This is a genomic window from Tropicimonas omnivorans (assembly GCF_031846565.1).
Classification (GTDB): Bacteria; Pseudomonadota; Alphaproteobacteria; order Rhodobacterales; family Rhodobacteraceae; genus Tropicimonas_B; species Tropicimonas_B omnivorans.
Map to the genome: position 1 here is coordinate 79,330 of NZ_JAVRHL010000006.1, position 23,887 is coordinate 103,216.

Genomic DNA, 23,887 nt, shown 5'->3' on the forward strand with positions numbered 1-23,887 from the left:
GCGTCAGAACGATCCGCTCGACCAGTCCGCGCAGGGCGTCCTTCGCCGCTTCCAAGCCTCCATGCCTTCCGCGTCGCCGAGTCCCCGGATCAGCGCCCCGACCCGCTCCCTGTAGGTCACGACCATTGCCGGATGGTAGCGGAGAGGGGAGGGCGCCGTCGTCTCCGCCAGCTCCGCCTCGAGATCCTTGCGCCGCGCGTCGAGCACGATCATCCGATCCTTCACCTGCTCTGCGGGCACGCCTGCGACGATCGCATCCACCAGTTTGTCGTGATCGGCTCGCGCACGCGCGAGCTCCCGTTCCAGGGCGCTCCGCCCCGCCAGGGACGCGGCCTGGAGCCGGTTACGTCCAGCGGCGTAGTCCCTGCAAAACTCCTCGACCAGGCCCGGATCCATCAGGTGATGCTCCAGGGCATTCAGCACCCGGCTCTCCAGATCCACGCGCTTGAGTGTCGCCATATTGGTGCAGATGGCGCATCCCTTGTTGCCCGCCTGCGAGCAGCCGAACGCGTCCCGGCTGACCTTCGCGAAGCCGCCGCCACAGCAGGCGCACCTCATCAGACCAGAGAACAGGAACTTTGGCCGACGCCGGTCCCAGACAGGCACTGAGGTTCCCGCGGAGACGAGGGCACCCTGCCGGCTGCGGACCGCCTGCCAGAGCTCGCCCTCCACGATGCGCAACTCGGGGATCTCCGTCACCTCCCACTCGCCCTCGGGGTTCATACGGCTGACGCGCTTGCCCGTCGTCGGGTCCTTGGCGTAGCTGAGCCGGTTCCAGACCTGCTTGCCGACATAGAGCTCGTTGTTGAGGATCCCGGTGCCCCGCAGGCGGTTGCCGTGAATGGTGGACGCACCCCAGGCACCGCCGCGCGGACCCGGGACGCCCTCCGCGTTGAGCTGCTCGGCGATCTTCTTCGGCGATCTTCTTCGGCGATCGTCCCGCGGCATAGGCCTCGAGGATGCGCACGACGACCGCCGCTTCCTCGGGATGGATCTCCCGGTCGCCGCGGATCCGCTCGCCCTCCGCATCCAAGGCGCGGATGGCCCGGTAACCGTAGGTCAGGCCGCCCGCGGATTTGCCGGCGAGAGCCCGTCCGCGCAGTCCTTCGCGCGTCTTCTTCGCAAGGTCCTTGAGAAAAAGTGCGTTCATCGTGCCCTTCAGGCCGATATGCATCTCCTCGATCGTGCCCTCGGTCACGGTCTCGATCGGGATCCTGGCGAATTGCAGCTGCTGGATGGCCTGCGCGGGCCGATCAGCGCCGCTCTCGTCCTGGGTCCAGCCGTCGGTTCCGGCGGCGCGGATCGCCTCGAGATCGCGCCAGTCGTGCCGCTGGCTGAGCTCGAGCTCGTCGAGCAACTGGGTCACGCTGGGGCGCGTGGGCGGCTCGGCCGTACCGATCCTCTCGCCATCCTCCGTGATGTCGAGATCGAAGGTGTTGTCGGCCTCCGCCTGCCGGAGGCGGCGCATCAGGAGGCGCGCAAGGGGCGCCCAGTCGGGGCGGGATGTGGTCTTCGGCATGTCGCAACACTCCATCGCAGCACAAAGGGCCCGGCTGACGCCGGTCTATTCTCGGAAAAAAGGGGGAAGGGGCGGGATCAGTCCTGGGCAGGGTCGAGCCGGTTCAGGATCACCGGCTTCAGATCGGCGGTGTAGATATCCGACTTCACCCGCGGCCAAGGGCCATAGTGTTCAGCTGGAATTACGCTGCCCAATGCAGAACAGCCGTCAATCGCACCAATTGCCTCGCTCACCGGAGCAGCCGAGCTGTAGGGAGCCCGCCGTCGCCGCACCGTTCAGATTCCAAGCAAATCTGCTGGGTCTTCACAGGTTGAAAGTCGGTCGGCTGGCGGGTAGCCTTTCTTCTATTCCGTTGGGGTGCCCTATCCAGGGCTGAGAGGCGCAAGCCGACCCATCGAACCTGATCCGGACAATACCGGCGTAGGGAACGGAGCAAGATCTGACGCGGCATCATACCCGCGGGCTATCGACCTCCATCTCCTATTTCCGGTGGAGGAGATGTCGATGCCATACGCATCCGCACTGACGATAGCAGGCTCCGACAGCGGCGGAGGTGCGGGCATTCAAGCCGATCTGAAGGCTTTTTCCGCACTCGGGGTTTACGGGTCGAGCGCGATCACCGCGATCACGGCACAGAACACCCGAGGCGTTTTCGCCGTCGAGCCTGTATCGCCACAGACTGTCTCCGCGCAGATTTCCGCCGTTCTGGATGACATCCAGCCAGGCGCGATCAAGATCGGGATGCTCGCATCGCCGGAGATCGTCGCCGCCGTCGCTGTGGCGATCGCGGACTATGACGGACCCGTCGTGCTCGACCCCGTCATGGTCGCGAAGTCGGGAGATGCGCTTCTGTCGGAAGACGCCGAAGCGGCGCTGGTCGAAATGCTGATCCCGCGAGCGCATGTCCTGACGCCGAACCTGCCGGAGGCCGCGCGCCTGCTCGGGCGCGCCCCCGCGCGGGACGCGGAGGAAACGGTGGGGCAGGGGCTCGCCCTGCTCGATTTCGGGGCGCAGGCTGTCGTGATGAAGGGCGGTCATGCCGACGGGCCGACCTGCATCGATCGGCTGGTGACGGCGTCCGGTGTAACCACGATGGAGCAGCCGCGGCTCGCCACGCGAAACACGCACGGGACGGGTTGCACCTTGTCCTCGGCCATCGCGGCCGAGCTTGCGAAGGGAGCGGGCGTCGCGGCGGCCGTGCAGAGGGCACAGGCCTGGCTGCATGGGGCGATCCGTGCGGCAGACCGACTGGACATCGGCAGCGGCCACGGCCCCGTCCATCATTTCCACGAGGTCTGGCCGTGACGCAGGCACGCGTCATTGGCGGCGGCGTCGCCGGTCTCTGCGTGGCAACGGAGCTGGTCGCGCGCGGCTGTGAGGTGACGGTCTTCGATCCGTCGCCCCGACCCGGGCCGCATGGCTGTTCGTGGTGGGCCGGCGGGATGCTTGCCCCATTCTGCGAAGGCCAGACGGCCGAGGAACCCGTCGTCCGGCTGGGCCAGGAGGCTGCCGCCTGGTGGCAGCGGCAGGGCGTGACCGTGCATCGACGGGGAACGCTGGTGCTGGCCCTCGGACGAGACCGGCGCGAACTGGACCGCTTCGCGCGGCGCGTGCCGGGGCACGAGATGCTCGATCCGGCGGGGCTGGAGCCGGATCTGGAGGGCCGCTTCGACCGGGCCCTGCATGTCTCTGGCGAGGCGCATCTCGACCCGCGTGCGGCATTGATCCATCTTCGCGACCGGCTGGAGCAGGCCGGTGTCACCTTCATCGCTGAGCCCGGTCGCCCACAGGGGCTGACGTTCGATTGTCGCGGGCTGGCGGCGCGGGACGCGCTGCCTGACCTGCGCGGGGTGAAGGGCGAGATGGCGGTGCTGCATAGCGCCGATATCCGTCTGACCCGACCGGTCCGGCTGCTGCATCCGCGGTACCCACTTTATGTCGTGCCGCGCGCGGATGGGCTGTTCATGCTGGGCGCCACTCAGATCGAAACCGACGACCGGCGGCGCAGCGTGCGGTCCGTGCTCGAACTGCTGTCGGCGGCCTACGCCTTGCACCCGGCCTTCGGCGAAGCGGAGCTGGTCGAGATGGGGGCCGACGCGCGGCCTGCCTTCCCCGACAACCTGCCCCGCCTCGTCCAGCGGGGCGAAACGATCCACGTAAACGGCCTGTTCCGCCACGGCTTCCTGCTGGCGCCCGCCTTGGCGCGGATGGCGGTGGAGGCGGCTTGCGACGGCATCAAACCGGAGTTCTGGCATGAAGATCATGATTAACGGCACACCGACCGAAACGCGGGCGGAGACGCTCGCCGCGGTCCTCGAGGAACTCGGCTTTGGCGACGCCAAGGTCGCTACCGCCGTCAACGAAGACTTCGTCCCGGCCGCACAGCGCGGGCAGGTGTCGCTGGCACCCGGCGATCGGGTCGAGATCGTCACTCCCCGGCAGGGAGGCTGAGATGCATCTTTACGGCTCCGACATAGCATCGCGCCTGATGCTGGGCACCGCGCAATACCCCTCGCCCAGCGTGCTGGCCGAGGCCTTTCGCCGCTCCGGCTCGGGCATCGCCACCGTTTCAGTGCGCCGCGAGGCAGGCAACGAGCGCGCGGGCGCGGCGTTCTGGGATCTGGTGCGCGACCTCGATGTCGCGCTCCTGCCGAACACGGCGGGCTGCCATTCCGCGCGCGAGGCGGTCACGACCGCGCAGATGGCGCGCGAGCTTTTCGACACGCCCTGGATCAAGCTGGAGGTCATCGGTCATGCCGACACGCTCCAGCCCGACCCGTTCGGACTGGTGGAGGCCGCCCGCATCCTGACCGACGAGGGGTTCAAGGTCTTTCCCTACACGACCGAGGACGTGGTGCTTGCCGGGCGCCTGCTCGACGCTGGATGCGAAGTGCTGATGCCTTGGGGCGCGCCGATCGGCACGGGGCTGGGGCTGACCAATATCTACGGCCTCCGCACGCTCAGGGCGCAGTTCCCCGAGGTGCCGATGGTCGTGGATGCCGGGCTCGGCCTGCCCAGCCAGGCGGCGATGGCGATGGAGATGGGGTTCGACGCGGTGCTGCTGAACACCGCCGTCGCAAGGGCCGGCGATCCCGCCGCGATGGCAGAGGGGTTCGCCCGCGCGGTCGAGGCCGGACGGCTCGCCTTCGAGGCCGACCCGATGGAGCCGCGCGACATGGCGGCCCCCTCGACGCCGCTGATCGGAAAGGCGTTCCTCGAATGACCCTCGACCGCTTCTATCCGATCTTCGACAGCGCGGACTGGCTGGAGCGGATGTTGCCGCTCGGAGTGAAGCTGGTGCAGCTGCGCGCCAAGGATCTGGGCGACGCGGAGTTGAGGGCCCTCGTCAAACGGGCGCAGACGCTCTGCCGGGCCCACGGCGCCGTGCTGGTGGTCAACGATCATTGGCGGATCGCGATCGACGAGAGCTGCGACTGGGTTCATCTGGGGCAGGAAGACCTCGACACCGCCGATCTGTCCGCCATCCGTCGCGCCGGGCTGAAACTGGGCATCAGCACCCACGATCATGCCGAACTCGACCGCGCCCTGTCGCTCGCGCCCGACTATGTCGCGCTGGGGCCGGTCTACCCGACCATCCTCAAGAAGATGAAATGGGAGCGGCAGGGGTTGGAACGGGTCACGGAATGGAAACGCCTGATCGGTGAGCTGCCTCTCGTGGCCATCGGGGGGATGACCGTCGACCGCGCCGACGGCGCCTTCGCGGCCGGTGCGGACATCGTCTCGGCGGTCACGGACATCACCTTGAACGATGATCCGGAGGGCCGTCTGCGCCACTGGATCGAGGTGACGCGATGAGCCGGTATGCCCGGCAGATCGCTGTTCCGGGCCTCGGGCCGGCGGGTCACGAGCGATTGCGGCGCGCGCGCGTCCTTATCGTCGGGGCCGGAGGGCTTGCGGCGCCGGTGCTGCAATATCTCGGCGGCGCGGGCGTCGGGCACATCCGGCTGGCCGATCCCGACCGGGTGGAGGAGACCAACCTCCATCGCCAGACGCTGTTCAGGGAGGCCGATATCGGCCGACCCAAGGCCCAGGCGGCGGCAGCGGCGCTCACCGCGCTCAACCCCGACCCCAAAGTCGAACCCGTCGTCGCGGCCCTGGACCCGTCCAATGCCGCCTCGCTCTGCGCCGATGTCGATCTGGTCCTCGACTGTGCCGACAGCTTCGCGGCAAGCTACGTCCTGTCGGATACGTGCCTCGCCGCCGGGCTGCCGCTGGTCAGCGCTTCGGTGATCGGGCTGGAAGGCTACGCCGGCGCGTTCTGCGGCGAGGCTCCCAGCCTGAGGGCGGTCTTCCCGGATCTGCCTCACCGCCTCGGCTCTTGCGCCGAGGACGGCGTTCTGGGGCCGGTCGTGGGGGTTATCGGCGCTCTTCAAGCGCAGATGGCGGTCGCGCTTCTGGCGCGGATCGACCCCTCGCCGTCGGGTCAGCTTGTCACCTTCGATGCGAGATCCTTCCGGTTCGGCGGCTTCCGCTTCCTCGGTGCGCCCGAGCCCGAGCGGCAGCCCCGCTTCCTCGCCCAGACCGAGATTGCAGACAGCGATTTCCTCATCGACCTGCGCGGTGAAGACGAGGCCCCGCTGGTCCGCCCCGCCGCCCACCGCCTGACCGCCACCGCACTCGGGCCGGACGGACCTGTGCCCGCCCCCGGCCAACGCGCCGTGCTCTGCTGCCGGTCGGGCCTGCGCGCCTGGACGGCCGCCGAACGGCTCGCCTCCGTCTGGGACGGAGACATCTACCTCGTCGCCCTCGGCGACCAAACCGGAGAGACTTCATGAAAACCTCCCTGACCGCTCTCTTTCTTCTCGCTGCCCCGCCCGCACTCGCGCAGGACCAGATGAGCGTGATGCTCGACTGGTTCGTGAACCCCGATCACGGGCCGATCATCGTCGCTCAGGAAGAGGGCTACTTTGCCGAGGTCGATCTGGAGGTCGAGATCATCGCCCCCGCCAACCCCGTCGATCCGCCCAAGATGGTCGCCGCCGGGGCCGCCGATCTCGCGATTTCCTATCAGCCGCAGCTGCATCTTCAGGTGGCCGAGGGCATGCCCCTGATCCGGGTGGGCACACTGGTCGCGACGCCGCTCAATTGCCTGCTGGTGCTGGCGGACGGCCCGATCGAGGACATCGCGGACCTGAAAGGCCGCAAGGTCGGCTTCTCCGTCTCCGGTTTCGAGGAGGCGCTGCTGTCGGCGATGCTCGGGCAGGCGGGTCTCGAAACCGCAGACATCGACCTGATCAACGTCAACTGGTCGCTCTCGCCCGCGCTGATGTCGGGCCAGGTCGATGCGGTGATCGGCGCGTTCCGGAATTTCGAGCTCAACCAGATGGATATCGAGGGCGTGCCCGGCCGGTGCTTCTACCCCGAGGCCGAAGGCGTGCCGACCTATGACGAGCTGATCTACATCGCCAACCCCGAAACGATGGACGCGGAGATGATCCGCCGTTTTCTCGCCGCGACCGAGAAAGCGACGCAGTTCATCATCAACCATCCGCAGGAAAGCTGGGAGGTCTTCTCCTCGACCTCGGCGGAATTGCAGGACGAATTGAACGAGCGCGCCTGGGCCGACACCCTCCCGCGCTTCGCACTTCGCCCGGAAGCGCTGGATGCGGGCCGCTACGAGCGTTTCGAGAGCTTCCTCGCCGAGGCCGGTCTGCTCGAAGGGACGCGTCCCGTCTCGGAACTCGCGGTCGATCTGGGCGCGCAATGAGTTACGGGGCGATCTTTCCCATGTGGCAGGCGGCTGCAGGGAAGACGTGGATCGAATACACCCGCCATGCCTTCGTAGAGGGATTGGGTGACGGCACGCTGCCGCGCGAGGCGTTCCTGCGCTACCTGGTGCAGGACTACGTCTTCCTCATCCACTTCTCCCGCGCCTGGGCCCTGGCCGTCACCAAGGCCGAGACGCCTGAGGAGATGCGCGTCTGCGCCGCCACGGTCCACGCTCTGCTGGACGTGGAGTTGCGTCTGCACATCGAGACCTGCGCGGCAGAAGGCATCCCGGAGGAGCAGCTCTTCGCCGCCCGTGAAGCGCCGCAGAACCTAGCCTATACGCGCTACGTGCTCGATGCCGGGCATTCCGGCGATTTTCTCGATCTGATGGCGGCGCTCGCCCCTTGCGTGCTCGGCTACGGCGAGATCGGAACGCGGCTGGCAGCCGAGACGGGCGAGACACCCTATGCCGACTGGATCGCGACCTATGCCGGTGCCGACTATCAGCGCACCTGTCGCGAGGTCGGCACCCTGATCGACGCGGCGACCGCACGACGCCTCGGAGAGGCGCCCCAGAGCTCTCCCCGCTGGCCCCGCCTTTGCGCTCGCTTCGAGGTGGCGACCCGGCTCGAGGTCGACTTCTGGGGCATGGGTCTGTCGGCATGAACCGCCCGCCCGCGCTACGTCTGGCCGGGAGCGCGGCGATCGGGGGCGGGACGATCTTCGGCCCGCTCGCGCTCGAGGCCCCAGCCGGGGAATGGACCTGCCTGCTCGGGCCCTCGGGCGTGGGCAAGTCGACCGTGCTTCGTCTGCTCGCCGGGCTCCGCGACGAGGTCCTCTTCGCGGGTGAGGCGGTTGCGGGCGACGGCGAAGCGCTGTCCGGGCGTGTGGCGCTGATGGGGCAGACCGACCTGTTGATGCCCTGGCTGAACGTGACCGCCAATGTCACTCTGGGCGCCCGCCTGCGGGGCCGGAAGGAGCAAAGAGACCGGGCGCTGGAGGTGCTGGAGCGCGTGGGGCTGTCCAGCCATGCCGCCAAGCGGCCGACCGCGCTCTCAGGCGGACAGAGGCAGCGGGTCGCGCTGGCCCGCACGCTGATGGAGGACAGGCCGGTCGTGCTGCTGGACGAGCCCTTCTCGGCCCTCGACGCGCGGTCGCGGGCCCTGATGCAGGATCTCGCGGCGGACCTGCTGGCCGGGCGCACCGTGCTGCATGTCACCCACGACACCGCCGAGGCCGCGCGGCTCGGGCACCATGTCCTTCTGATGAGGGATGGCGGGATCACCTCGGTGACCCCGCCACCCGGCCCGATACCGCGCCGCTATGATGCGCCCGAGACGCTCGACTTCCAGGGACGCCTGCTGCGCATGCTCATGGAGCCCGGATGACGCGGTCCGTTCGCATCGCCGCCGCAACGCTTCTGGGTCTGGCGATCTGGCAGGCGGTCGTCACATTGGGCGAGCTTCCACGCTTCATCCTGCCCGGCCCCCATCCTGTCTTCGCGACACTCTGGACCAGCCGTGCGCTGATTGCCGAGCACGCGGTCGTGACGGCCACCGAGGTCCTGCTCGGCCTCGGCCTTGGGGCCGGCTTGGGCTTTGCCTCGGCCATCGCACTGGCCGCATCGCCGATCGCGCGGTCCTTGCTGCGCCCGATGCTCGTCTTCAGCCAGGCGATCCCGGTCTTCGCCCTGGCCCCGATCCTGACGCTGTGGCTGGGCTACGGGCTTTGGTCAAAGGTCGCGATGGCGCTGCTGATCATCTATTTCCCGGTCACCTCGGCCTTCTTCGACGCCCTGATGCGGACGCCGCCCGGCTGGCTGGAGCTTGCTCGCGTCATGAACGCCACACCTGGCCGCGTCCTCTGGCGGCTCCGCGTGCCGGCCGCGATGCCGGGCTTCGCCTCGGGGTTGCGTCTCGCCGCCGTCTACGCCCCCATCGGCGCGATCATCGGCGAATGGGTCGGGGCGTCGCAGGGGCTGGGCTATCTGATGTTGCTGGCGAATGGTCGCGCGAAGATCGACCTGATGTTCGCCGCACTGATCGTCCTGGCCGTCCTGACACTGGCCCTGCATGCTGCCGTTGACGCCGTATGCCGACGATTGTGGGATGGCTGAAACGCGCTCCAACTTTGGCTCGGAAGTTTACGAGACTACTCCGTTTAAGGCGCGATAGACTGGGGCGCGTCTCAGGTTCAGCACTGCCATTCGCTGCGCGTGACATGAGTGTCGGCTATGGGCCGGAAGCGACGGCCGTCGCGGCCCGCCAGGTGTTCGGTCGCTGCGCCGCCGCATGTCAGCTTGGAGGCCTACTGCGACATTCTTCGAACTCATCCGTCCTAACGAACGTCGTTCTCGGACGCGATCTTCTGCATTAGCTCGGCCGTCTCTTTCAGCCGTGATGCTGTGAGACGACTGCTGGGGCCAGCCAGACCGAAGCCCGCGCGGATCTCGCCCTCGTCGCGCCAAGGCATTGCGATGCAGTTGAGGCCGGGCATCCAGTTCTCGTGGTCAAGAGCATAGCCGCGTTCAGCGATGGCGTCGATCTCGGCCGCGATGCCGGGGCCGATCCGGTCGGCATGTGTATCGAACATCCGTTTGCGTATCGCGGGGATGAAGGCAAGGAACAGAAGGCCGATGGCGGAGCCCGCCATGGGTTCGCGGTGCCCGCGCTGGCTCGCCGCCTTGAGGGCCCGCCTGCTTTCGATCGCGTCGAGAAAGTAGACCTCATCACCCGAGGGCACGGCGAGGAACACGGTCTCGGAGGTTTCGGCGGCCATGGCCTCCAGCGCGGGGCGCAGGCGATGGCGAAGGGCGTCGTCGTCTCCCACGACGCGGGCGAGGTTCAAAATCCTGTCGCCGAGATGGTAGCGCGTGTCGCCGGCGCGGCGGCGCACGTAGCCGGCCGTTTGCAACGTCTTGAGAATGTTATGCGCCGTCGTCGTTTTGAGCCCCGAGGCGGCGGCGATGGCGTTCAGATGCGCGGCCCCCCCCGCATGGGCGATCGAGTCGAGTATATCGGTGGCGCGCACGACGGATTGGACCATGATTTGCCCCTAAGTTCATTAATGATGAATAATATTCCGGTAAGCTCATTTTTCTACGTTCTTGCATGAATAATTAGGAACGCCCGGCAAACCGTTCCGTTGTCCTGCCGAATACCGCGATGCGGCAACGACGATGGAGACAATCATGACACGTTCGATGATGGCCCGTGCCACCCCGAAACCGGGTCAGGAAGGGCAGCTCAGGGCACTTGTGGAAGACCTGGCCTGCAATGTCCGCGCCGAGCCGGGAAACATCCGCTTCGAGGCCTTTGCCGAGGACGGCGGCGCGATGGTGATGCTGGAGGAATACCGCGACGACACGGCCTTCGAGGCGCATCTGGGCATGCCGCATACCCGGCAGTTCAACGCCGCCCTGAAGGAGGTCGCGGCCGGCGGCGGCCCGAAGGTCACGAACGTTGCGGATGTCGCGGCCGACCGCCATGCCGCGCCCGGCATCCGCGGCATCGACCATGCCGGCCTGACGGTGCCCGATATCGAGGCCGCCACGCGCTTCTTCGCCGAGGCCTTCGGTGCCGTGACGCTCTACGACGTCTTGCCCCAGGATGGCCCGGACATGTCGGGCGAGGGTCCGGAGGCCGAGCTTGGCCTGACATCGGGGACGCGGATCGTTCACATGCGCCTTGTCAGGATCGGCAATGGGCCCTGCCTTGAACTATTCCGTATGGAAGACGGCGACCAAGCCGATCCCGCCCGTCTGCAAGACAAGGGCCTGACCCATATCGGCCTCTACGTCGATGATATCGACGCTGCCTGCACTGCCTTCACGGAGGCCGGGGGCATGCTCCTGAAGGGGCCACACCCGCTCGCCAACAACGAGAACCAGGACGGCAATGCGGGCATCTATGGCCGCGCGCCTTGGGGCATGCTGATCGAGCTCCTGACCTATCCGGGCGGCATCGACATGCCCGCGGACGCTCCCGCGATCCGCTGGACCCCGCACCCCTGAAGGAGAGATCCCATGATCAAGATGACGATGTTGCTGAAGCGTAACCCCAAACTCGACCACGACGAATTCGTGCGCCACCACCGCGAGACGCACGGTCCCCTCTTCCGCTCGATCCCCGAGGCAGTGACGCACGTGCTGCGCTACATTCAGACCCACCCGGTGAAGGGCGAGTTCCCGGTCCCCCAGGCTGATTTCGACGGCACGGCGGAGATCTGGTTCGACAGCCCGGAGGGTATGCGTGCCGTGCTTGGCTCGGACACCTACCAGAACGCGGTTTTCCCCGACGAGAAGACGTTTCTCGACCACGACACCACGCTGATACTCGTGGGTGAACAAACCGAAATCATCAAAGACAAGGAGTAATGTTGAAATCCTGGACGTCGCGCACCTCGATGCACCACGCATCAAGGTCTGCTTCGTCCGCGCAGTTGACCTCCGACGGTCGCGTGGGTTTGCAAGCGCGGCGAACGGCAGGTTCGACGGGCCGCGCTGCAGCATCCTGATCCAAGGCTGAATGTCCGGAGTGGGCCGGCAGCTGCCGCCAGCTGCCCAAACCGCTGTGTTGCCGCATGTCCGCACCGAGCCGCTTCACGACATTGCCTCTCCGCAGGCGGCGTGTCTTTTGGCGCTATGACCAACCGTGCTCTCGTCTACAGGTCGTTTGGACCTCCCGAGCATCATTTGAAGCTGGAAAAAACGCTGCTTTCCGATCGCCCGACGGGAAAGCTGCGTGTCGCCATGATCCAAGCGCCGATCAACCCCTCGGACTTGATCCCGGTGACGGGAGCCTATGCGCATCGGGTCTCCTTGCCCGCGGTCGCGGGGTACGAAGGAGTTGGCCGGGTCATCGACGCACCCCCGGACTATTCGTGCTGGATCGGGCGACGTGTGTTGCCCCTTCGGGGCGCAGGGACGTGGCAAACTCACGTGGATAGTGATCCCGCACTGGCGATCCCGGTTCCCGACCGGATCAGTGATGACGTCGCAGCTAGAGCTTACATCAACCCGCTCGCTGCGCAGGAAATGCTCCGCGCCGTTCCGGTTGCGGGAAAGCGCGTACTGCTCTGTGGCGCGGGCTCGAGCTGCGCCGACCTTCTTGGCCACCTCGCACGACAGGAAGGAGCCGCCGAGGTGATTGGCATATATCGGTCCGAGGGGCGGATTGAGAGGATGCGCTCCCTTGGCGTGACCCCGGTTTCAGCCAATGACGAGAAGGAGGTCATTCGCCATGCCAGAGCAGCGGATGTGACGTTCGATGCCTTGGGCGGTCCATTGGCGTCGCGGGTTCTCGAGGCCATGGCGCAGGGAACGCGTTTCGTCGGCTATGGGCTGTTGAGCGGAGAGTCCATCAGTCCGGCCGCGGTGCCGCGCGCCCGATACGAGCGATTTCACCTTCGCGACCGGTTGCAGCGGATGGACCATGCATCCTGGAAAGAGGCTTTTGAATCCGTCTGGTCGCTTCTTGCCGAGGTCGCGTTGCCTCCCGCTTGCGTTCATCCGTTGGAGAACTGGCGAGAGGCAATCCATCTGGGTCGGAAGCCCGGGTCAGCAAAGCAGGTTCTTCAATTCAAGATGCAGGCGCCATGACAGCTTTGTCCCGCTCAGCTGACCTTCACCCGCCGAAAATGCTGCTCGATGGACGAGTGGCCGTTTCGGTGAAGCTGCGGTGCGGCATCGACACTACTGATGGAGGGCAGCTGCAGGCCGGGAGCGACGGCCGTTGCGGCCCGTCTGCTGTTCTGCTCGCCGCGCGGCCGCTTCGAGCCCTTCCACGACATTGGATATGCTGAAGTAACCCACTCGCCGGCCCCTGCGGTTAAAGCCGGGACCTACGAGCGGGACCCTACCACTACGTCGATCGCTTATTTCGTTGCCGCAATCCTAAAGCCCGAGCCCGGAAGCAACGGCGTCCACGAGCCGCGAATGAGTCGCCACGCGATCTGTCCCATCGGGGTCGGAACAGATAGGATCATCGCCGTCTGCCTGCAACATGTCAGCCGCTCCAGGCTTGCAGGTGCCGAGAAAGGTGAAGTGGCTCGCCGGCGCGATCACGACATGGCGCGCATTGGGCATGCGGCGCGCAAGATCGTTCCCGTTCGGGCCGACATCGGCTGCTTCGATTCTGTCCTCCTCGCCGAGATTGATCAGCACCACGCCCTCGAGCGCGGTATCCAGACTGTCGGGTCGAACGGAGGCTCCGAAGCCTGGATCGACGGCCACGGCGCGCGTGATACGCGGATCGCGGGTATCTGTGGAAAACCCCGGATGATCGGCGAAGCGCACGCCGCCGAGCAGGAAGAAGCTGCAATCTCCGGCGCCCGCTACGCGCGAGCAGCGGGCGTCCTGAACCGCACCGTCGAAGCGCAGCCCCGAAAGGCCGAGGGCTGTCGCGCCGCCCAAAGAGAACCCGACAACTCCGATCCGGTCAGGATCGATGAAGGGCGCAAAAGCGGGGTCAGCCAGCACAGTGTCGAGTGCGGCCGTCAGGTCATTCGCCCGCGCCTCCATATCGACGGAACGTCGGGGCGAGCTGTCGCCGCTGGTCGAGCCCGGATGATCGACGGCAAGGACGATGGCTCCGCGCGCAACCAATCCCGAGGTGAGCCAGCCGAGAGTGTCAGCGTTGCCGCCCGATCCGTGCGACAGCAGGACCAACGGGTGCTGGCCTTCGGCAGGGGCAGGGCCGACGAAGGCGAATGTCGGGTCGAAGATCGGCCCATCGCCCACGGGAGCGCGGTAGGTAGGTTCGCCCGCCGGATACCAGATGGACGCCGCGACCGGCCGAGCGCGGTGGGAGGCCAAGAGATCGAACCGGTCGTACCCCGGCAGCATGTCGGCTGCGGCGGGCAGCGCATGCGACATTGCGAGGAAGGCGAGAGTAGCAAGGCGTTTCATGGGAACCTCCGTTAGTGAACGCTGCCCCTGCGAATGCACCTCAGGCTGGCCCGAGTGCGTCCTCTTTTCCGGATAAAGGTCGCCTCGATCCGGATTTCGGGTAGAACGAGCCCATGCCGATGCTGCCCGTTCCCGCCTTCGTCGCTCTTGTGCTGGCATATATCGCAGCACGAAGCCTGCTGTCTGACGGCCGGCCGCTTCTGGTCGCGTTCCTTCTGGCCTGTGCCGCGCAATCCTTGCTGGTGGCGCTGGCGGGCGGCTACGGCATTGACTGGCTGCGTCCGATCCTGCCGGTCAGCGCCGCGGTGATCCCGCCATTGGCCTGGATCACGTTCCGCGACGCTCTGGTCAGTCGGCTGAAGCTGCGCGCGATGTCGCTGCATCTGGCCGCACCGGCGTTCATCCTGTTCTGCCGCGTCTTCGCACCCGAGACGACGGATGTCGCCGTGACGCTGGTCTTCCTGATCTATGGCGGCGCGATCCTGTTCCAGCTGCGCACCGCGCCCGACATGCCGCTCGCCCGGCTGGAGGCGGGGCAAATACCGGTCGTCATCTGGCGGATTCTCGGCTGGGCCCTGATTGCATCGGCTCTTGGGGACGCGCTGATCAGCCTGGCCTACATGAGCGGCAATGAAGGTTGGGCCGGCTGGATGATCACGGTCTCATCCTCGCTGATCCTGCTTCTCCTGGGGCTGCTGAGCGGCAGTCCGGCGGCCTCCGGTGCAGAAGAGCGCGAACCGGGCGCACCCGCTGAAGCCAACCGAGAGGCGCTGGACGAAGACACCGAGATCGTCGCCCGTATCAATGTGTTCCTGTCGCGCGACCCGGTGCATCTGGACCCGAACCTGAACCTGTCACGGCTGGCGCGGCGGTTGCATCTCCCGGAAAAGAGGCTTTCATCAGCCGTCAATCGCGCGACCGGCCAGAACGTCTCGCGCTACGTCAACGCTTGGCGCGTCCGCCACGCCTGCAAGCTGATCGAGGCCGGATCGACGGTGACAGACGCGATGCTGGACAGCGGTTTCAACACGAAGTCCAATTTCAATCGCGAATTCCGGCGGGTCACGGGGGCGGCGCCGAGCGAGTGGCGGAGCAGTGAAAAGACCCCGTCGAACGTAACGGCGATGACCACGGAAAATCCGCCGCCTCAGAACTTCGCTGACGAAGGCCGCGAAGCCGGTTAGCCTTTCCCGCGGCGCCGTTGCACGAAGCGCGTGACGGACGTGGCTACCCTTTCCCGTCTGACGTCAGCCGACGGGCTGCGTGACGGGGATGCCGGGAGCGGTGAAGCGGTCGAGGTTGGCGATGCGGACCTGTAGTTCGGCGGTTTGTCTGTCGAAGTTTCGGGTGGCGAGCTTCTGGCCGAGGAGCTTCGTGCAGTTCATCTTGGTCTCGACGCGGCTACGGCGGTGATAGCCGGTCCACCTGCGTCAGAGCGTCCGGCCGAAGCGCTTCGGTGCGCGCAGGGCCTCGTTGCGTCCCAAGGCGCCTGGGCTGTCCTTTTGCCACGGCTTGGCGTTCCTGCGCGGCGGAATGATCGCTGCGGCGCCTCGCGTGGCGATGGCGTCGCGGCAGGCGCGCCCGCCCCAGGCACCGTTGGCGGTGACCGACGCGATCGTCTCGCCCTCGGGGATCTGCGACAGCAGACCGGGCAGCATGGGCGCGTCGCCGATCCTGCTGTCGGTGATCACGACGGCTCGGACCTCAGGCGTGCGTTCGTCGATGGCCAGATGGACCTGGCGCCAGACGCGCCGACGGGCCCCGCCGTGCTTGCGCGCATGCCATTCGCCCTCGCCGCGACCCTTGATCCCGGTGCTGTCGACCAGCAGGTGCAGCGGCCCGCCCGAGCCCCTGTAGGACAGCTGCACGGCCAGCGTCTTCTGGCGCCGGCACAGCGTCGAATAGTCCAGCCCCACCAGCTTCAGCAGGCTCGCCACGAAGCCCGTCGTCTGACGAAGCGGCAGGCCGAACGGGACCTTTACCGTCGGGCAGGCCTGGATGGCGGCGTTGCTGTAGATCGGCTGCGCGCCGCGCTTCCCCGAGGGCGCCGCATTCCACGGCGTCGACGGGTCGAACCAGACCGTCAGCAAACCGCGCTCACGCAGGGCAGCGTTATAGGTGGACCAGTTCAGGGTGCGATAGCGGGGGGGCGCAGGCTTGGGCATGCCGCCCACCTATGCCGCTGGACTCACAACGTGAATCCCGGGACCGGCTTCGTGCAACAATGCCCATCCCGCCCGGCAGCGAGGGTCAGCTCGTCCTGCGCCGGCCCGATCCGCTCGCAGATCCAACACCGGCGGTCGTATGCGTCAGGACAAGGACGGGTTTGGAGTGGGCACGCGCTCTTTCGTCCAATGCTACAGGTTCGGCAACCGTGGCCTGAGGGTCTCGTCAGACCCGGGGCAGTTCCGAGAAGATCTCGGGGCCGTCTTCGCGCAGGATGACGATCTCTTCCAGCCGCAGGCCGAACCTGCCGTCGAGATAGATGCCCGGCTCGATCGAGAAGACGTTCCCGGCCACGAGGGCTAACTCCGAGGTGCCGGTGATGTAGGGCGCCTCGTGGAGATCGAGGCCCAGCCCATGTCCCGTGCGGTGCGGGAAGCGGTCGCCGTAGCCCGCATCGCTGATGACGCCGCGGGCAGCGGCATCGACCTCGCGGGCGGGTGCGCCCACCCGGGCGGCCGCAAGAGCCGCCTGCACCGCCGCCTCCACGATGTCGCGGACCTTGAGGAACTCCGGATCCGGATATGGGCCGAACCAGCGGCAGCGGGTCATGTCGGACGGATAGCCGTCCAGCACACAGCCGGTATCGATCAGCACGGCCATGTTCTCGCCCAAGGCGGTGGCGCCGGGGTGGTGGTGCGGGAAGGCGCCGTTGGCGCCGAAGCAGACAGAGCAGAAGGCTGTTGCGGCACCGTTGGCCTTGTAATGCGTCTCGATCAGCTCGACGACCTGGGTCTCGGTCATGCCGGTCTTCAGGCCGGCGAAGGCGGCCTCCACCGCGGCATCGTTCAGCAGGTGCGACGCCTTGATGCGGGCGGCTTCCTCCTCGTCCTTCAGGGTGCGCAGAAGGCTGACGGTGTCCCCGGTGAAGCGGCGGCGGGGAGTGTCGAGACTGTCGAGAAGCAGCAGGGCGAAATCGGCGCGCATGGTTTCGTCCAGGGCCACCGACAGGCCTGCGCGGCGGGCATCGCTGGCGTCCAGCAGGGCGTCGAGGGCCGCCATCGGGCCATCGTCATCGGCCCAGGTGAACAGAGGCAGCGTGGTGATCTCCTGCGCCATGGCAGCATTGAGCGCGGGCATCAGGAAACCGGCATGGTCGGCGCTGACCAGCAGCATGACGGGGCGTTCGTCGCCGTGCGGGTTCAGCCCGGTCAGCCATGCCATGTGACTGGAGGGGCCCAGTACCACGAGGTCGGTTTCGGTTTCCGCCATCCGGGCGCGCAGCCGCGCGAGGCGCTCTTCGGCCTGCATCAGATTGGACATTGTTCACTCCTGAAACGAAACGGGCCGCCGGAGAACCGGCGACCCTGTGCTCTTGCGGGCGGTCGCAGGATTATTCCTTTTCGACCAGCCGGTAGTAGACGAAGTCAGAGGTCGCGCCGTTGACGTAGCCCGAGACATCGGCGCCCATGGCAACCTCGTAGGTGGCCTGGAACATGATCACGATGGGCGAGCTTTCCTGCACCTTGGCCTGAAGGTCACGGTACATGTCGAGACGCGCTTCGGGATCGCTTTCCGAGAGGGCGGCCATGGTCTGCTCGTTCATCTCGTCCGGCACGGCCCAGGCGTTCCGCCACGTGGTGGTCGCCTGGTAGTTCTCGTCCGAGTTGTCGGAGTTGTAGGCGAATGCCTTGGCGTTGGAATGCGGGTCCATGAAGTCGGGGCCCCAGTACAGCAGCATCGCCTCGTGGGTCCGCTCGCGGTACTTGGTGATGACCTGCGCGCCGGTGCCGGGCAGGATCTCGAAGTCGATGCCCGCGTCGGCAAAGCTCGCCTGCAGCGACTGCGCCATGTCGGTGAAGGGGGGCGCGTTGATCACGTCGAGCGTCACTTCGATCGGGGTCTCGACGCCAGCGTCCTCGAGGATCTGCCGGGCCTTCTCGGGGTCATAGGTAAAGGGCGTCTCGTCGTAGGAGCCGGGGAAGCCCTTCGGCCAGAAGGCCTGATGGACCTCCATTTGTCCGTTGATGATCGTGTCGGTCATGCCCGTATAGTCGACGAGATAGCGCGCGGCTTCCCAGACGGCCGGATCAGTCAGGCTGTCGGTCTTCTGGTTGAAGGACAGGAAGTGGACGGCGGCCTGCGGGAAGGTCTCGACCTTCACGTCGTCGCTGGACAGCGATGCGACCTGGTCGGGCGTCAGGTTGCGCGCCATGTCGATGTCGCCCTGTTCCAGCAGAAGCTGCTGGGTGGCGGATTCAGGGACATGGCGAATGATGACCTGGGACATCGCGGGCGCACCCTTGAAGTAGTCCTCGTTGGCGGCCATGCGCACCATCTGTCCCGGCGTGTAACCGGTGAGTTCGAAGGGACCGGAGCCTGCCGAATTGGCGTTCAGCCAGGCGTTGCCCATGTCGCCGTCCTGCTCGTTCTCCATCACCAATGCCTTGTCGACGATGGAGGCGGGACGTGCGGCCAGCACGTTGAGCACGAAGGCGGGCGAGAAGTCGCCCTCGTATTGCACGGTCACGACGTTGCCGTCGGCGGTGACCATGTCGTCCACGTTCTCCGGGGTCCAGCCAAGCTGGGTGAGGATGAAGGCAGGCGTCAGGTTCAGCTTGATGACGCGCGAGAGCGAGAACAGCACGTCCTCGGCGGTCACCGGGTTGCCCGAGTTGAAGACGGCATCATCGCGCAGGGTGAAGGCGATCGTCTTGGCCTCGGCGTCGACGTCCCACTCGGTCGCGATACCGGGCGCGAGGACGGTCGGGTCCTCGGCATCGTACTGGACGAGACGGTCATAGAGGTTGGTGACCAGCTCGCCCGAGGTGAACTCGTAGGCCTGCGCCGGGTCGATCGCGACGATGTCGTCGATGTTCTGGGCGATGACCAGCATGCCATCGGGCGTGTCGGCCAGCGCCGCGGTGCCTGCCAAGGGCAGCGCGAGCGCCGAGGCCAGCAGCGCGGGTTTCAGCATGTTCATTTGGGTCTCCTTGTTGGTGTTCGATGGCATGGGACGGCGTTCCTCAGCTTTCCAGCTGCGCCATCTCCGGTAGTCTCATCCCGCCCTTGGGGGTCAGGACGGAAAGCGTCCCGGTCCAGAGGATGCGGACGGGCCTGTCGGTGGAATTGGTCCACGAATGGGGCCGCAGCCCACTGTAGTGCAGGCTGTCGCCAGCCTTCATGTGAATGATCTGACCGTCGAGTGTCTGCTCGATCTCCCCCTCGAGGATGTAGATGATCTCCTCGCCCTCGTGGCTGACCACCTCGGAGGCGTAGCCGGCGGGGACGTGCAGGATATAGCTCGACAGTTCGGATCCGGGAAAATCCGTGGCGAGGGTCTCGTACCCGATGGACGATCCGTTGATCGAGAATTGCGGTCGCGTCTCGGCACGGGTCAGGCTGTCGGCTGGGCCGGGGGTGGCGATGAAGTATTCCAGAGCCACATCCAGCGCCGCCGCGATCTGCGCCAGCGTTCCGAGCGATGGCGTGGCATTGTCACGCTCCACTTGGCTGAGATAGCCGACAGAGACGCTCGCCGTGTCGCCGAGAGCCTGAAGCGTCAACCCGAGTTGCTTGCGGCGCTTGCGAATGAGCGGTCCGAGCTGCGGCTCGGCCTTGTGCTTTTCCCGTGCCATGGCAGGGCCCTTCCTAGACTATCGCTTCCAAGTTACAAAAGTTTTTTTACTATGGCAAAAATTCTTGCGACATTGCCGTGAAGATTTCACGCGGCGGAGGCCAGAGGAGGCGGAGACCTTGGCGACAGATGCTACAATGGCCGTCAGGGCGGGGCGCAGTGCGAAGGGCGTCGGCGGCTTTGTCGTCGTCACCGCGCTGACCTTCCTCGGCCTCTTGGCGATCACCTTCTTCATCGGGCGCGTGGTGCCCATCGACCCGGTACTCTCGGTGGTGGGCGACCGGGCGACACAGGCGCAATACGACGCGGCGCGCGTGGCCATGGGGCTCGACCGTCCGCTGATCGTTCAGTTCTTCGACTACGTCTGGTCGGTGATGCAGGGCGATCTCGGCACCTCGATCTCGACCAACCGGCCGGTCGCGGATGATCTGTTGCGGGTCTTTCCCGCCACGCTCGAGATGGCGACGATCGGTATCCTGATCGGCGTGGCGCTCGGCGTGCCCGCCGGGGTCTGGGCCGCCACCCGGCGCGGCGAATGGGTCGACCAGGTGATGCGCGTCTTCGCGCTGCTGGGCTACTCGGTCCCGGCCTTCTGGCTCGGGCTCGTCGGGCTGGCGTTCTTCTATGCCGGGCTCGGCTGGGTCGCGGGCCCCGGGCGGCTGGACATCTTCTACGAGGGCCTCGTGCCGGCACGGACCAATGTCATGCTGATCGACGCGGCACTCGCCGGCGACTGGGACGTCTTCCGCAACGCGCTGGCGCACCTCGTCCTGCCGGCCTCGATCCTCGGCTTCTTCTCGCTGGCCTTCATCGCGCGGATGACGCGCAGCTTCATGCTCGACCAGCTCGGGCAGGAGTTCATCACCACCGCCCGCGTGAAGGGCGTGCCCGAATGGCGGGTGATCTGGGTCCACGGGTTCAAGCCGATCCGGGTGCCGCTCATCACGGTGATCGGCCTGTCCTACGCCGCGCTCCTGGAAGGCTCGGTCATGATCGAGACAGTCTTCAGCTGGCCGGGGATCGGCAACTACCTGACCACGGCGCTGCTGAACGCCGACATGAACGCCGTGCTGGGCGCGACGCTGGTGATCGGCTCTGTCTTCATCCTGATCAACAAGATCTCGGACGTGCTCTACCGCGTTCTCGACCCGAGGAGCAGATGATGAGCACGAGAGACTGGCTTCTCGACGACAGCCCCGCCACTCTGACGCAGGCCAATCTCGGCCGCGCGTGGCGGATGACGACGACACTGCTGCGCAACCCGCTGGCGGTTGCCGGGCTGCTGATCGTCCTTTTGCTGCTGGCCACCGCGCTTTTCGCGCCCTGGATCGCGCCGGAAACCCCCGTGGGGCAGAACCTGCAGGCGCGCCTGCTTCCTCCCTCGGCCGAGCACTGGATGGGCACGGACGAACTGGGCCGCGACATCTTCAGCCGCGTTGTCTACGGATCGCGCATCACCTTGATGATCGTGGCTCTGGTCGCCGTGATCTCGGCCCCGCTGGGGCTGATCATCGGCGCGGTCGCGGGCTACTTCGGCGGCTGGGTCGATCGCATCCTGATGGGGGTGACGGACGTTTTCCTGTCGCTTCCCAAGCTGATCCTCGCGCTGGCCTTCGTCGCGGCCCTCGGCCCCGGGATCGAGAACGCGATCATCGCCATCGCCATCACCGCCTGGCCCGCCTATGCGCGCATCTCCCGGGCCGAGACGCTGACCTTCCGCAATGACGAGTACATCCAGGCGGTGCGGTTGGTCGGCGGCTCGCATTCGCGGATCATCTTCCGCCACGTGCTGCCGCTCTGCACCTCATCGATGATCGTGCGGGTGACGCTGGACATGGCGGGCATCATCCTGACCGCCGCTGGTCTCGGCTTTCTCGGTCTCGGCGCACAGCCGCCGCTGCCGGAATGGGGTGCCATGATCTCGCGCGGGCGGACGTTCATTCTGGACCAGTGGTGGGTCGCCACCATGCCGGGCTTCGCCATCATCCTCGTTTCGCTGGGCTTCTGCTTCCTCGGCGACGGGTTGCGCGACGTGCTCGATCCCAAGCAGGGGGGCGAGAAATGACCGAAACACCGCTTCTGGAAGTCGAGGACCTGCGCGTCAGCTTCGCCACCCCCAAGGGGCCGGTGGAGGTGGTGAAGGGCTTGAACCTGACCCTGGGCCGCGAGGAGCGGCTGGGCATCGTCGGCGAAAGCGGCTCGGGCAAGTCGATGACGGGCCGGTCGATCCTTCGGCTGATCCGGGCACCCGGCAAGCAGACCGCGAAGACCCTGCGCTTCGACGGGCTGGACCTGATGGCGCAGGGCACCCGCCAGATGCGCCGGATTCGCGGCGCGCGGATCTCGATGATCATGCAGGACCCGAAGTTCTCGCTGAACCCCGTCATGACCATCGGCCACCAGATCGCCGAGGCGCTGCAGGTGCACGAGAAGCTGCCCCGCCGCGATCTGCAGGCGCGGGTGATCGAGATGCTGAATTTGGTCCGTATCAACGACCCCGAGCGGGTGGCGAAGATGTATCCGCACGAGGTTTCGGGCGGCATGGGGCAACGGGTGATGATCGCCATGATGCTGATCCCGCGCCCGCAGCTGCTGATCGCGGATGAACCCACCTCGGCGCTGGATGTCTCGGTGCAGGCGCAGGTGCTCGACCTGATACAGGAGCTCGTCACCGGCAACGGCATGGGGCTGATCCTCATCAGCCACGACCTGAACCTCGTGGGGCGCTACTGCGACCGGATCATGGTGATGAACGGCGGCGAGGTGGTCGAAACCTGCGCCGCGCAGGATCTGCACAAGGCCACTCATCCCTACACCCGCGGTCTGCTGGCGGCGCAGCCGCGCATGCAGGAAGCCCGCGAAGAACTGCCTGTTCTCGATCGAAGCGGAGGAGCGGGCACATGACCCTCCCGGCAATCTCTCTCAGGGATCTCGATATTTCCTACGGCGACACCAAGGTGGTGCGCGACGTAACCTTCGACGTGGCGCCGGGTGAAAGCTTCGCGCTCGTGGGTGAAAGCGGCTCGGGCAAGTCCACGGTGCTCAAGGCCATCTCCGGTCTGGCGCCCGAGTGGACGGGAGAGATTTCCGTGCTGGGCAAGCCGCGCGGACATGGCACCGACCGGACTTTCTCCACTACCTGCCAGATGGTTTTCCAGGATCCCTATGCCTCGCTGCATCCCCGCAAGACCATCGACACCGTGCTGTCCGAGCCGCTGGCGATCCACGGCATTGGCCAGCGCAGCCAGAAGGTGGTCGAGATGCTGGGCGCGGTCGGCCTCGACCAGCGCTTTCGCTTCCGCTTTCCACACCAGCTGTCTGGCGGGCAGCGCCAACGCGTCGCCATCGCCCGGGCGCTGATGCTGGAACCCAAGGTGATGCTGCTGGACGAACCGACATCGGCGCTCGATGTCTCTGTCCAGGCGGAAATCCTGAACCTGTTGAAACGCCTGCGCCGCGAACAGGGACTGACCTACCTGATGGTCACCCACAACCTGCCGGTGGTCAGCTTCATGTGCGAGCGCATGGCGGTGATGAACAAGGGCCGCATCGTCGAAATCGCCCCCAAGACCGCGCTGTACGACGGCAGCTTTTCCGATCCCTATACGCTCGACCTCTATGCCGCTTCGGGCGGCAACCCCGATGCCGATCCCGCCGTTGCGGCGGCGTCAGATACCAAGGACCCGTGATGACCGATACGACCAAGGCGCTTGCCGACTTCACCACCGCGCTCGCCGCCGCGACCACCGAGGAAGCGGCCTTCGATGCGCTCTGCGCGCTGACCAAGGCGACAGTGGGCGCAAAGCTCTTTACCGTGATGACGTCGGACACCGATGCCATGGTGGCCCGCCGCGCCTATACCGATGACGCCGCGAATTACCCGACCTCGGGCGAGAAGCCGATCGAGCTGAACCGCTGGTTCGATCAGGTG

Annotated in this window: 25 protein-coding genes, 2 pseudogenes and 1 riboswitch; of the genes and pseudogenes, 20 read left to right on the forward strand and 7 right to left on the reverse strand. The window is 66.4% G+C overall.

The window, feature by feature from the left end; translation table 11 throughout:
- Positions 1-3 precede the first annotated feature (3 nt).
- On the reverse strand, positions 4-948 hold the full coding sequence (locus RM543_RS18120; protein WP_311694216.1) for a recombinase family protein: 945 nt from the start codon (positions 946-948) through the stop codon (positions 4-6).
- 220 nt (positions 949-1,168) lie between these two features.
- Between RM543_RS18120 and RM543_RS18125 the strand changes: the two genes are divergently transcribed.
- The 11 genes from RM543_RS18125 (at position 1,169) to RM543_RS18175 (ending at position 9,365) form a co-directional block, all read left to right on the forward strand.
- Positions 1,169-1,654: a hypothetical protein gene (locus tag RM543_RS18125; protein WP_311694218.1), complete on the forward strand. Its 486-nt coding sequence runs from the start codon at positions 1,169-1,171 to the stop codon at positions 1,652-1,654.
- Between the two features lie 208 nt (positions 1,655-1,862).
- Positions 1,863-1,963: riboswitch (TPP riboswitch) on the forward strand.
- A 60-nt stretch (positions 1,964-2,023) separates the two neighbouring features.
- Positions 2,024-2,824, forward strand: coding sequence for a bifunctional hydroxymethylpyrimidine kinase/phosphomethylpyrimidine kinase (thiD, locus tag RM543_RS18130; RefSeq protein WP_311694220.1), 801 nt, complete (start codon positions 2,024-2,026; stop codon positions 2,822-2,824).
- On the forward strand, positions 2,821-3,789 hold the full coding sequence (locus RM543_RS18135) for an FAD-dependent oxidoreductase (protein ID WP_311694222.1): 969 nt from the start codon (positions 2,821-2,823) through the stop codon (positions 3,787-3,789). Before thiD ends, RM543_RS18135 begins: the two co-directional genes overlap by 4 nt.
- Positions 3,773-3,970, forward strand: coding sequence for a sulfur carrier protein ThiS (thiS, locus tag RM543_RS18140; RefSeq protein WP_311694224.1), 198 nt, complete (start codon positions 3,773-3,775; stop codon positions 3,968-3,970). Before RM543_RS18135 ends, thiS begins: the two co-directional genes overlap by 17 nt.
- 1 nt (position 3,971) lies before the next feature.
- Positions 3,972-4,742, forward strand: a complete 771-nt coding sequence (locus RM543_RS18145) for a thiazole synthase (protein WP_311694226.1) — start codon at positions 3,972-3,974, stop codon at positions 4,740-4,742.
- Complete coding sequence (locus tag RM543_RS18150) at positions 4,739-5,335, forward strand: thiamine phosphate synthase (RefSeq protein WP_311694228.1); 597 nt, start codon at positions 4,739-4,741, stop codon at positions 5,333-5,335. Before RM543_RS18145 ends, RM543_RS18150 begins: the two co-directional genes overlap by 4 nt.
- Entirely contained in the window at positions 5,332-6,315 is a 984-nt protein-coding gene (locus RM543_RS18155) for a HesA/MoeB/ThiF family protein (RefSeq protein ID WP_311694230.1), read from the forward strand. The genes RM543_RS18150 and RM543_RS18155 overlap by 4 nt, the downstream gene beginning before the upstream one ends.
- Positions 6,312-7,247, forward strand: coding sequence for an ABC transporter substrate-binding protein (locus RM543_RS18160; protein WP_311694232.1), 936 nt, complete (start codon positions 6,312-6,314; stop codon positions 7,245-7,247). Before RM543_RS18155 ends, RM543_RS18160 begins: the two co-directional genes overlap by 4 nt.
- Positions 7,244-7,915 (forward strand): TenA family protein, encoded by a 672-nt coding sequence (locus tag RM543_RS18165; protein WP_311694234.1) that lies wholly within the window; start codon positions 7,244-7,246, stop codon positions 7,913-7,915. Before RM543_RS18160 ends, RM543_RS18165 begins: the two co-directional genes overlap by 4 nt.
- Complete coding sequence (locus tag RM543_RS18170; protein ID WP_311694236.1) at positions 7,912-8,637, forward strand: ABC transporter ATP-binding protein; 726 nt, start codon at positions 7,912-7,914, stop codon at positions 8,635-8,637. Before RM543_RS18165 ends, RM543_RS18170 begins: the two co-directional genes overlap by 4 nt.
- Entirely contained in the window at positions 8,634-9,365 is a 732-nt protein-coding gene (locus tag RM543_RS18175; protein ID WP_311694238.1) for an ABC transporter permease, read from the forward strand. Before RM543_RS18170 ends, RM543_RS18175 begins: the two co-directional genes overlap by 4 nt.
- Positions 9,366-9,586: 221 nt before the next feature.
- On the opposite strand, the gene RM543_RS18180 is transcribed toward RM543_RS18175, so the two are convergent.
- Positions 9,587-10,294 carry an IclR family transcriptional regulator gene (locus tag RM543_RS18180; RefSeq protein ID WP_311694240.1) on the reverse strand — a complete coding sequence of 236 codons (708 nt, stop codon included), beginning with the start codon at positions 10,292-10,294 and terminating at the stop codon, positions 9,587-9,589.
- 145 nt (positions 10,295-10,439) lie between these two features.
- On the opposite strand from RM543_RS18180, the gene RM543_RS18185 reads away from it, so the two are divergent.
- The 3 genes from RM543_RS18185 to RM543_RS18195 all read left to right on the forward strand — a co-directional run bounded on the left by RM543_RS18185 (position 10,440) and on the right by RM543_RS18195 (position 12,848).
- The gene (locus RM543_RS18185; protein ID WP_311694242.1) at positions 10,440-11,261 is read left to right on the forward strand and encodes an antibiotic biosynthesis monooxygenase; all 822 of its coding nucleotides are present in this window, start codon (positions 10,440-10,442) and stop codon (positions 11,259-11,261) included.
- 12 nt (positions 11,262-11,273) lie between these two features.
- Positions 11,274-11,624, forward strand: a complete 351-nt coding sequence (locus tag RM543_RS18190) for an EthD domain-containing protein (protein WP_311694244.1) — start codon at positions 11,274-11,276, stop codon at positions 11,622-11,624.
- A gap of 267 nt (positions 11,625-11,891) precedes the next feature.
- Positions 11,892-12,848: a zinc-dependent alcohol dehydrogenase family protein gene (locus RM543_RS18195; protein WP_311694245.1), complete on the forward strand. Its 957-nt coding sequence runs from the start codon at positions 11,892-11,894 to the stop codon at positions 12,846-12,848.
- 294 nt (positions 12,849-13,142) lie between these two features.
- On the opposite strand, the gene RM543_RS18200 is transcribed toward RM543_RS18195, so the two are convergent.
- On the reverse strand, positions 13,143-14,156 hold the full coding sequence (locus tag RM543_RS18200) for an alpha/beta hydrolase family protein (RefSeq protein WP_311694247.1): 1,014 nt from the start codon (positions 14,154-14,156) through the stop codon (positions 13,143-13,145).
- A 113-nt stretch (positions 14,157-14,269) separates the two neighbouring features.
- Here RM543_RS18200 and RM543_RS18205 point away from each other — a divergent pair, with 113 nt between their 5' ends.
- Positions 14,270-15,340 (forward strand): helix-turn-helix domain-containing protein, encoded by a 1,071-nt coding sequence (locus RM543_RS18205; RefSeq protein WP_311694249.1) that lies wholly within the window; start codon positions 14,270-14,272, stop codon positions 15,338-15,340.
- A gap of 63 nt (positions 15,341-15,403) precedes the next feature.
- On the opposite strand, the pseudogene RM543_RS18210 reads toward RM543_RS18205, so the two are convergent.
- The 4 genes and pseudogenes from RM543_RS18210 to RM543_RS18225 all read right to left on the reverse strand — a co-directional run bounded on the left by RM543_RS18210 (position 15,404) and on the right by RM543_RS18225 (position 19,957).
- Positions 15,404-16,321: pseudogene (locus tag RM543_RS18210) on the reverse strand (IS5 family transposase).
- Between the two features lie 226 nt (positions 16,322-16,547).
- Positions 16,548-17,642 carry a M24 family metallopeptidase gene (locus RM543_RS18215; protein WP_311694251.1) on the reverse strand — a complete coding sequence of 365 codons (1,095 nt, stop codon included), beginning with the start codon at positions 17,640-17,642 and terminating at the stop codon, positions 16,548-16,550.
- A 70-nt stretch (positions 17,643-17,712) separates the two neighbouring features.
- On the reverse strand, positions 17,713-19,302 hold the full coding sequence (locus tag RM543_RS18220; protein WP_311694253.1) for an ABC transporter substrate-binding protein: 1,590 nt from the start codon (positions 19,300-19,302) through the stop codon (positions 17,713-17,715).
- A gap of 43 nt (positions 19,303-19,345) precedes the next feature.
- A complete protein-coding gene (locus RM543_RS18225) occupies positions 19,346-19,957 on the reverse strand; it encodes a helix-turn-helix domain-containing protein (RefSeq protein ID WP_311694255.1) in 612 nt (203 codons plus the stop codon).
- A gap of 136 nt (positions 19,958-20,093) precedes the next feature.
- Between RM543_RS18225 and RM543_RS18230 the strand changes: the two genes are divergently transcribed.
- From RM543_RS18230 to RM543_RS18250, 5 genes and pseudogenes are all read left to right on the forward strand, one after another.
- The gene (locus tag RM543_RS18230; RefSeq protein WP_311694267.1) at positions 20,094-21,119 is read left to right on the forward strand and encodes an ABC transporter permease; all 1,026 of its coding nucleotides are present in this window, start codon (positions 20,094-20,096) and stop codon (positions 21,117-21,119) included.
- Positions 21,119-22,021, forward strand: a complete 903-nt coding sequence (nikC, locus tag RM543_RS18235; protein ID WP_311694257.1) for a nickel transporter permease — start codon at positions 21,119-21,121, stop codon at positions 22,019-22,021. Before RM543_RS18230 ends, nikC begins: the two co-directional genes overlap by 1 nt.
- Entirely contained in the window at positions 22,018-22,860 is an 843-nt protein-coding gene (locus tag RM543_RS18240) for an ABC transporter ATP-binding protein (RefSeq protein WP_311694259.1), read from the forward strand. The genes nikC and RM543_RS18240 overlap by 4 nt, the downstream gene beginning before the upstream one ends.
- A complete protein-coding gene (locus tag RM543_RS18245) occupies positions 22,857-23,645 on the forward strand; it encodes an ABC transporter ATP-binding protein (RefSeq protein WP_311694261.1) in 789 nt (262 codons plus the stop codon). Before RM543_RS18240 ends, RM543_RS18245 begins: the two co-directional genes overlap by 4 nt.
- Positions 23,645-23,887 (forward strand): annotated as a pseudogene (locus tag RM543_RS18250) (GAF domain-containing protein); the annotation flags it as partial. The gene RM543_RS18245 and the pseudogene RM543_RS18250, both read left to right, overlap by 1 nt.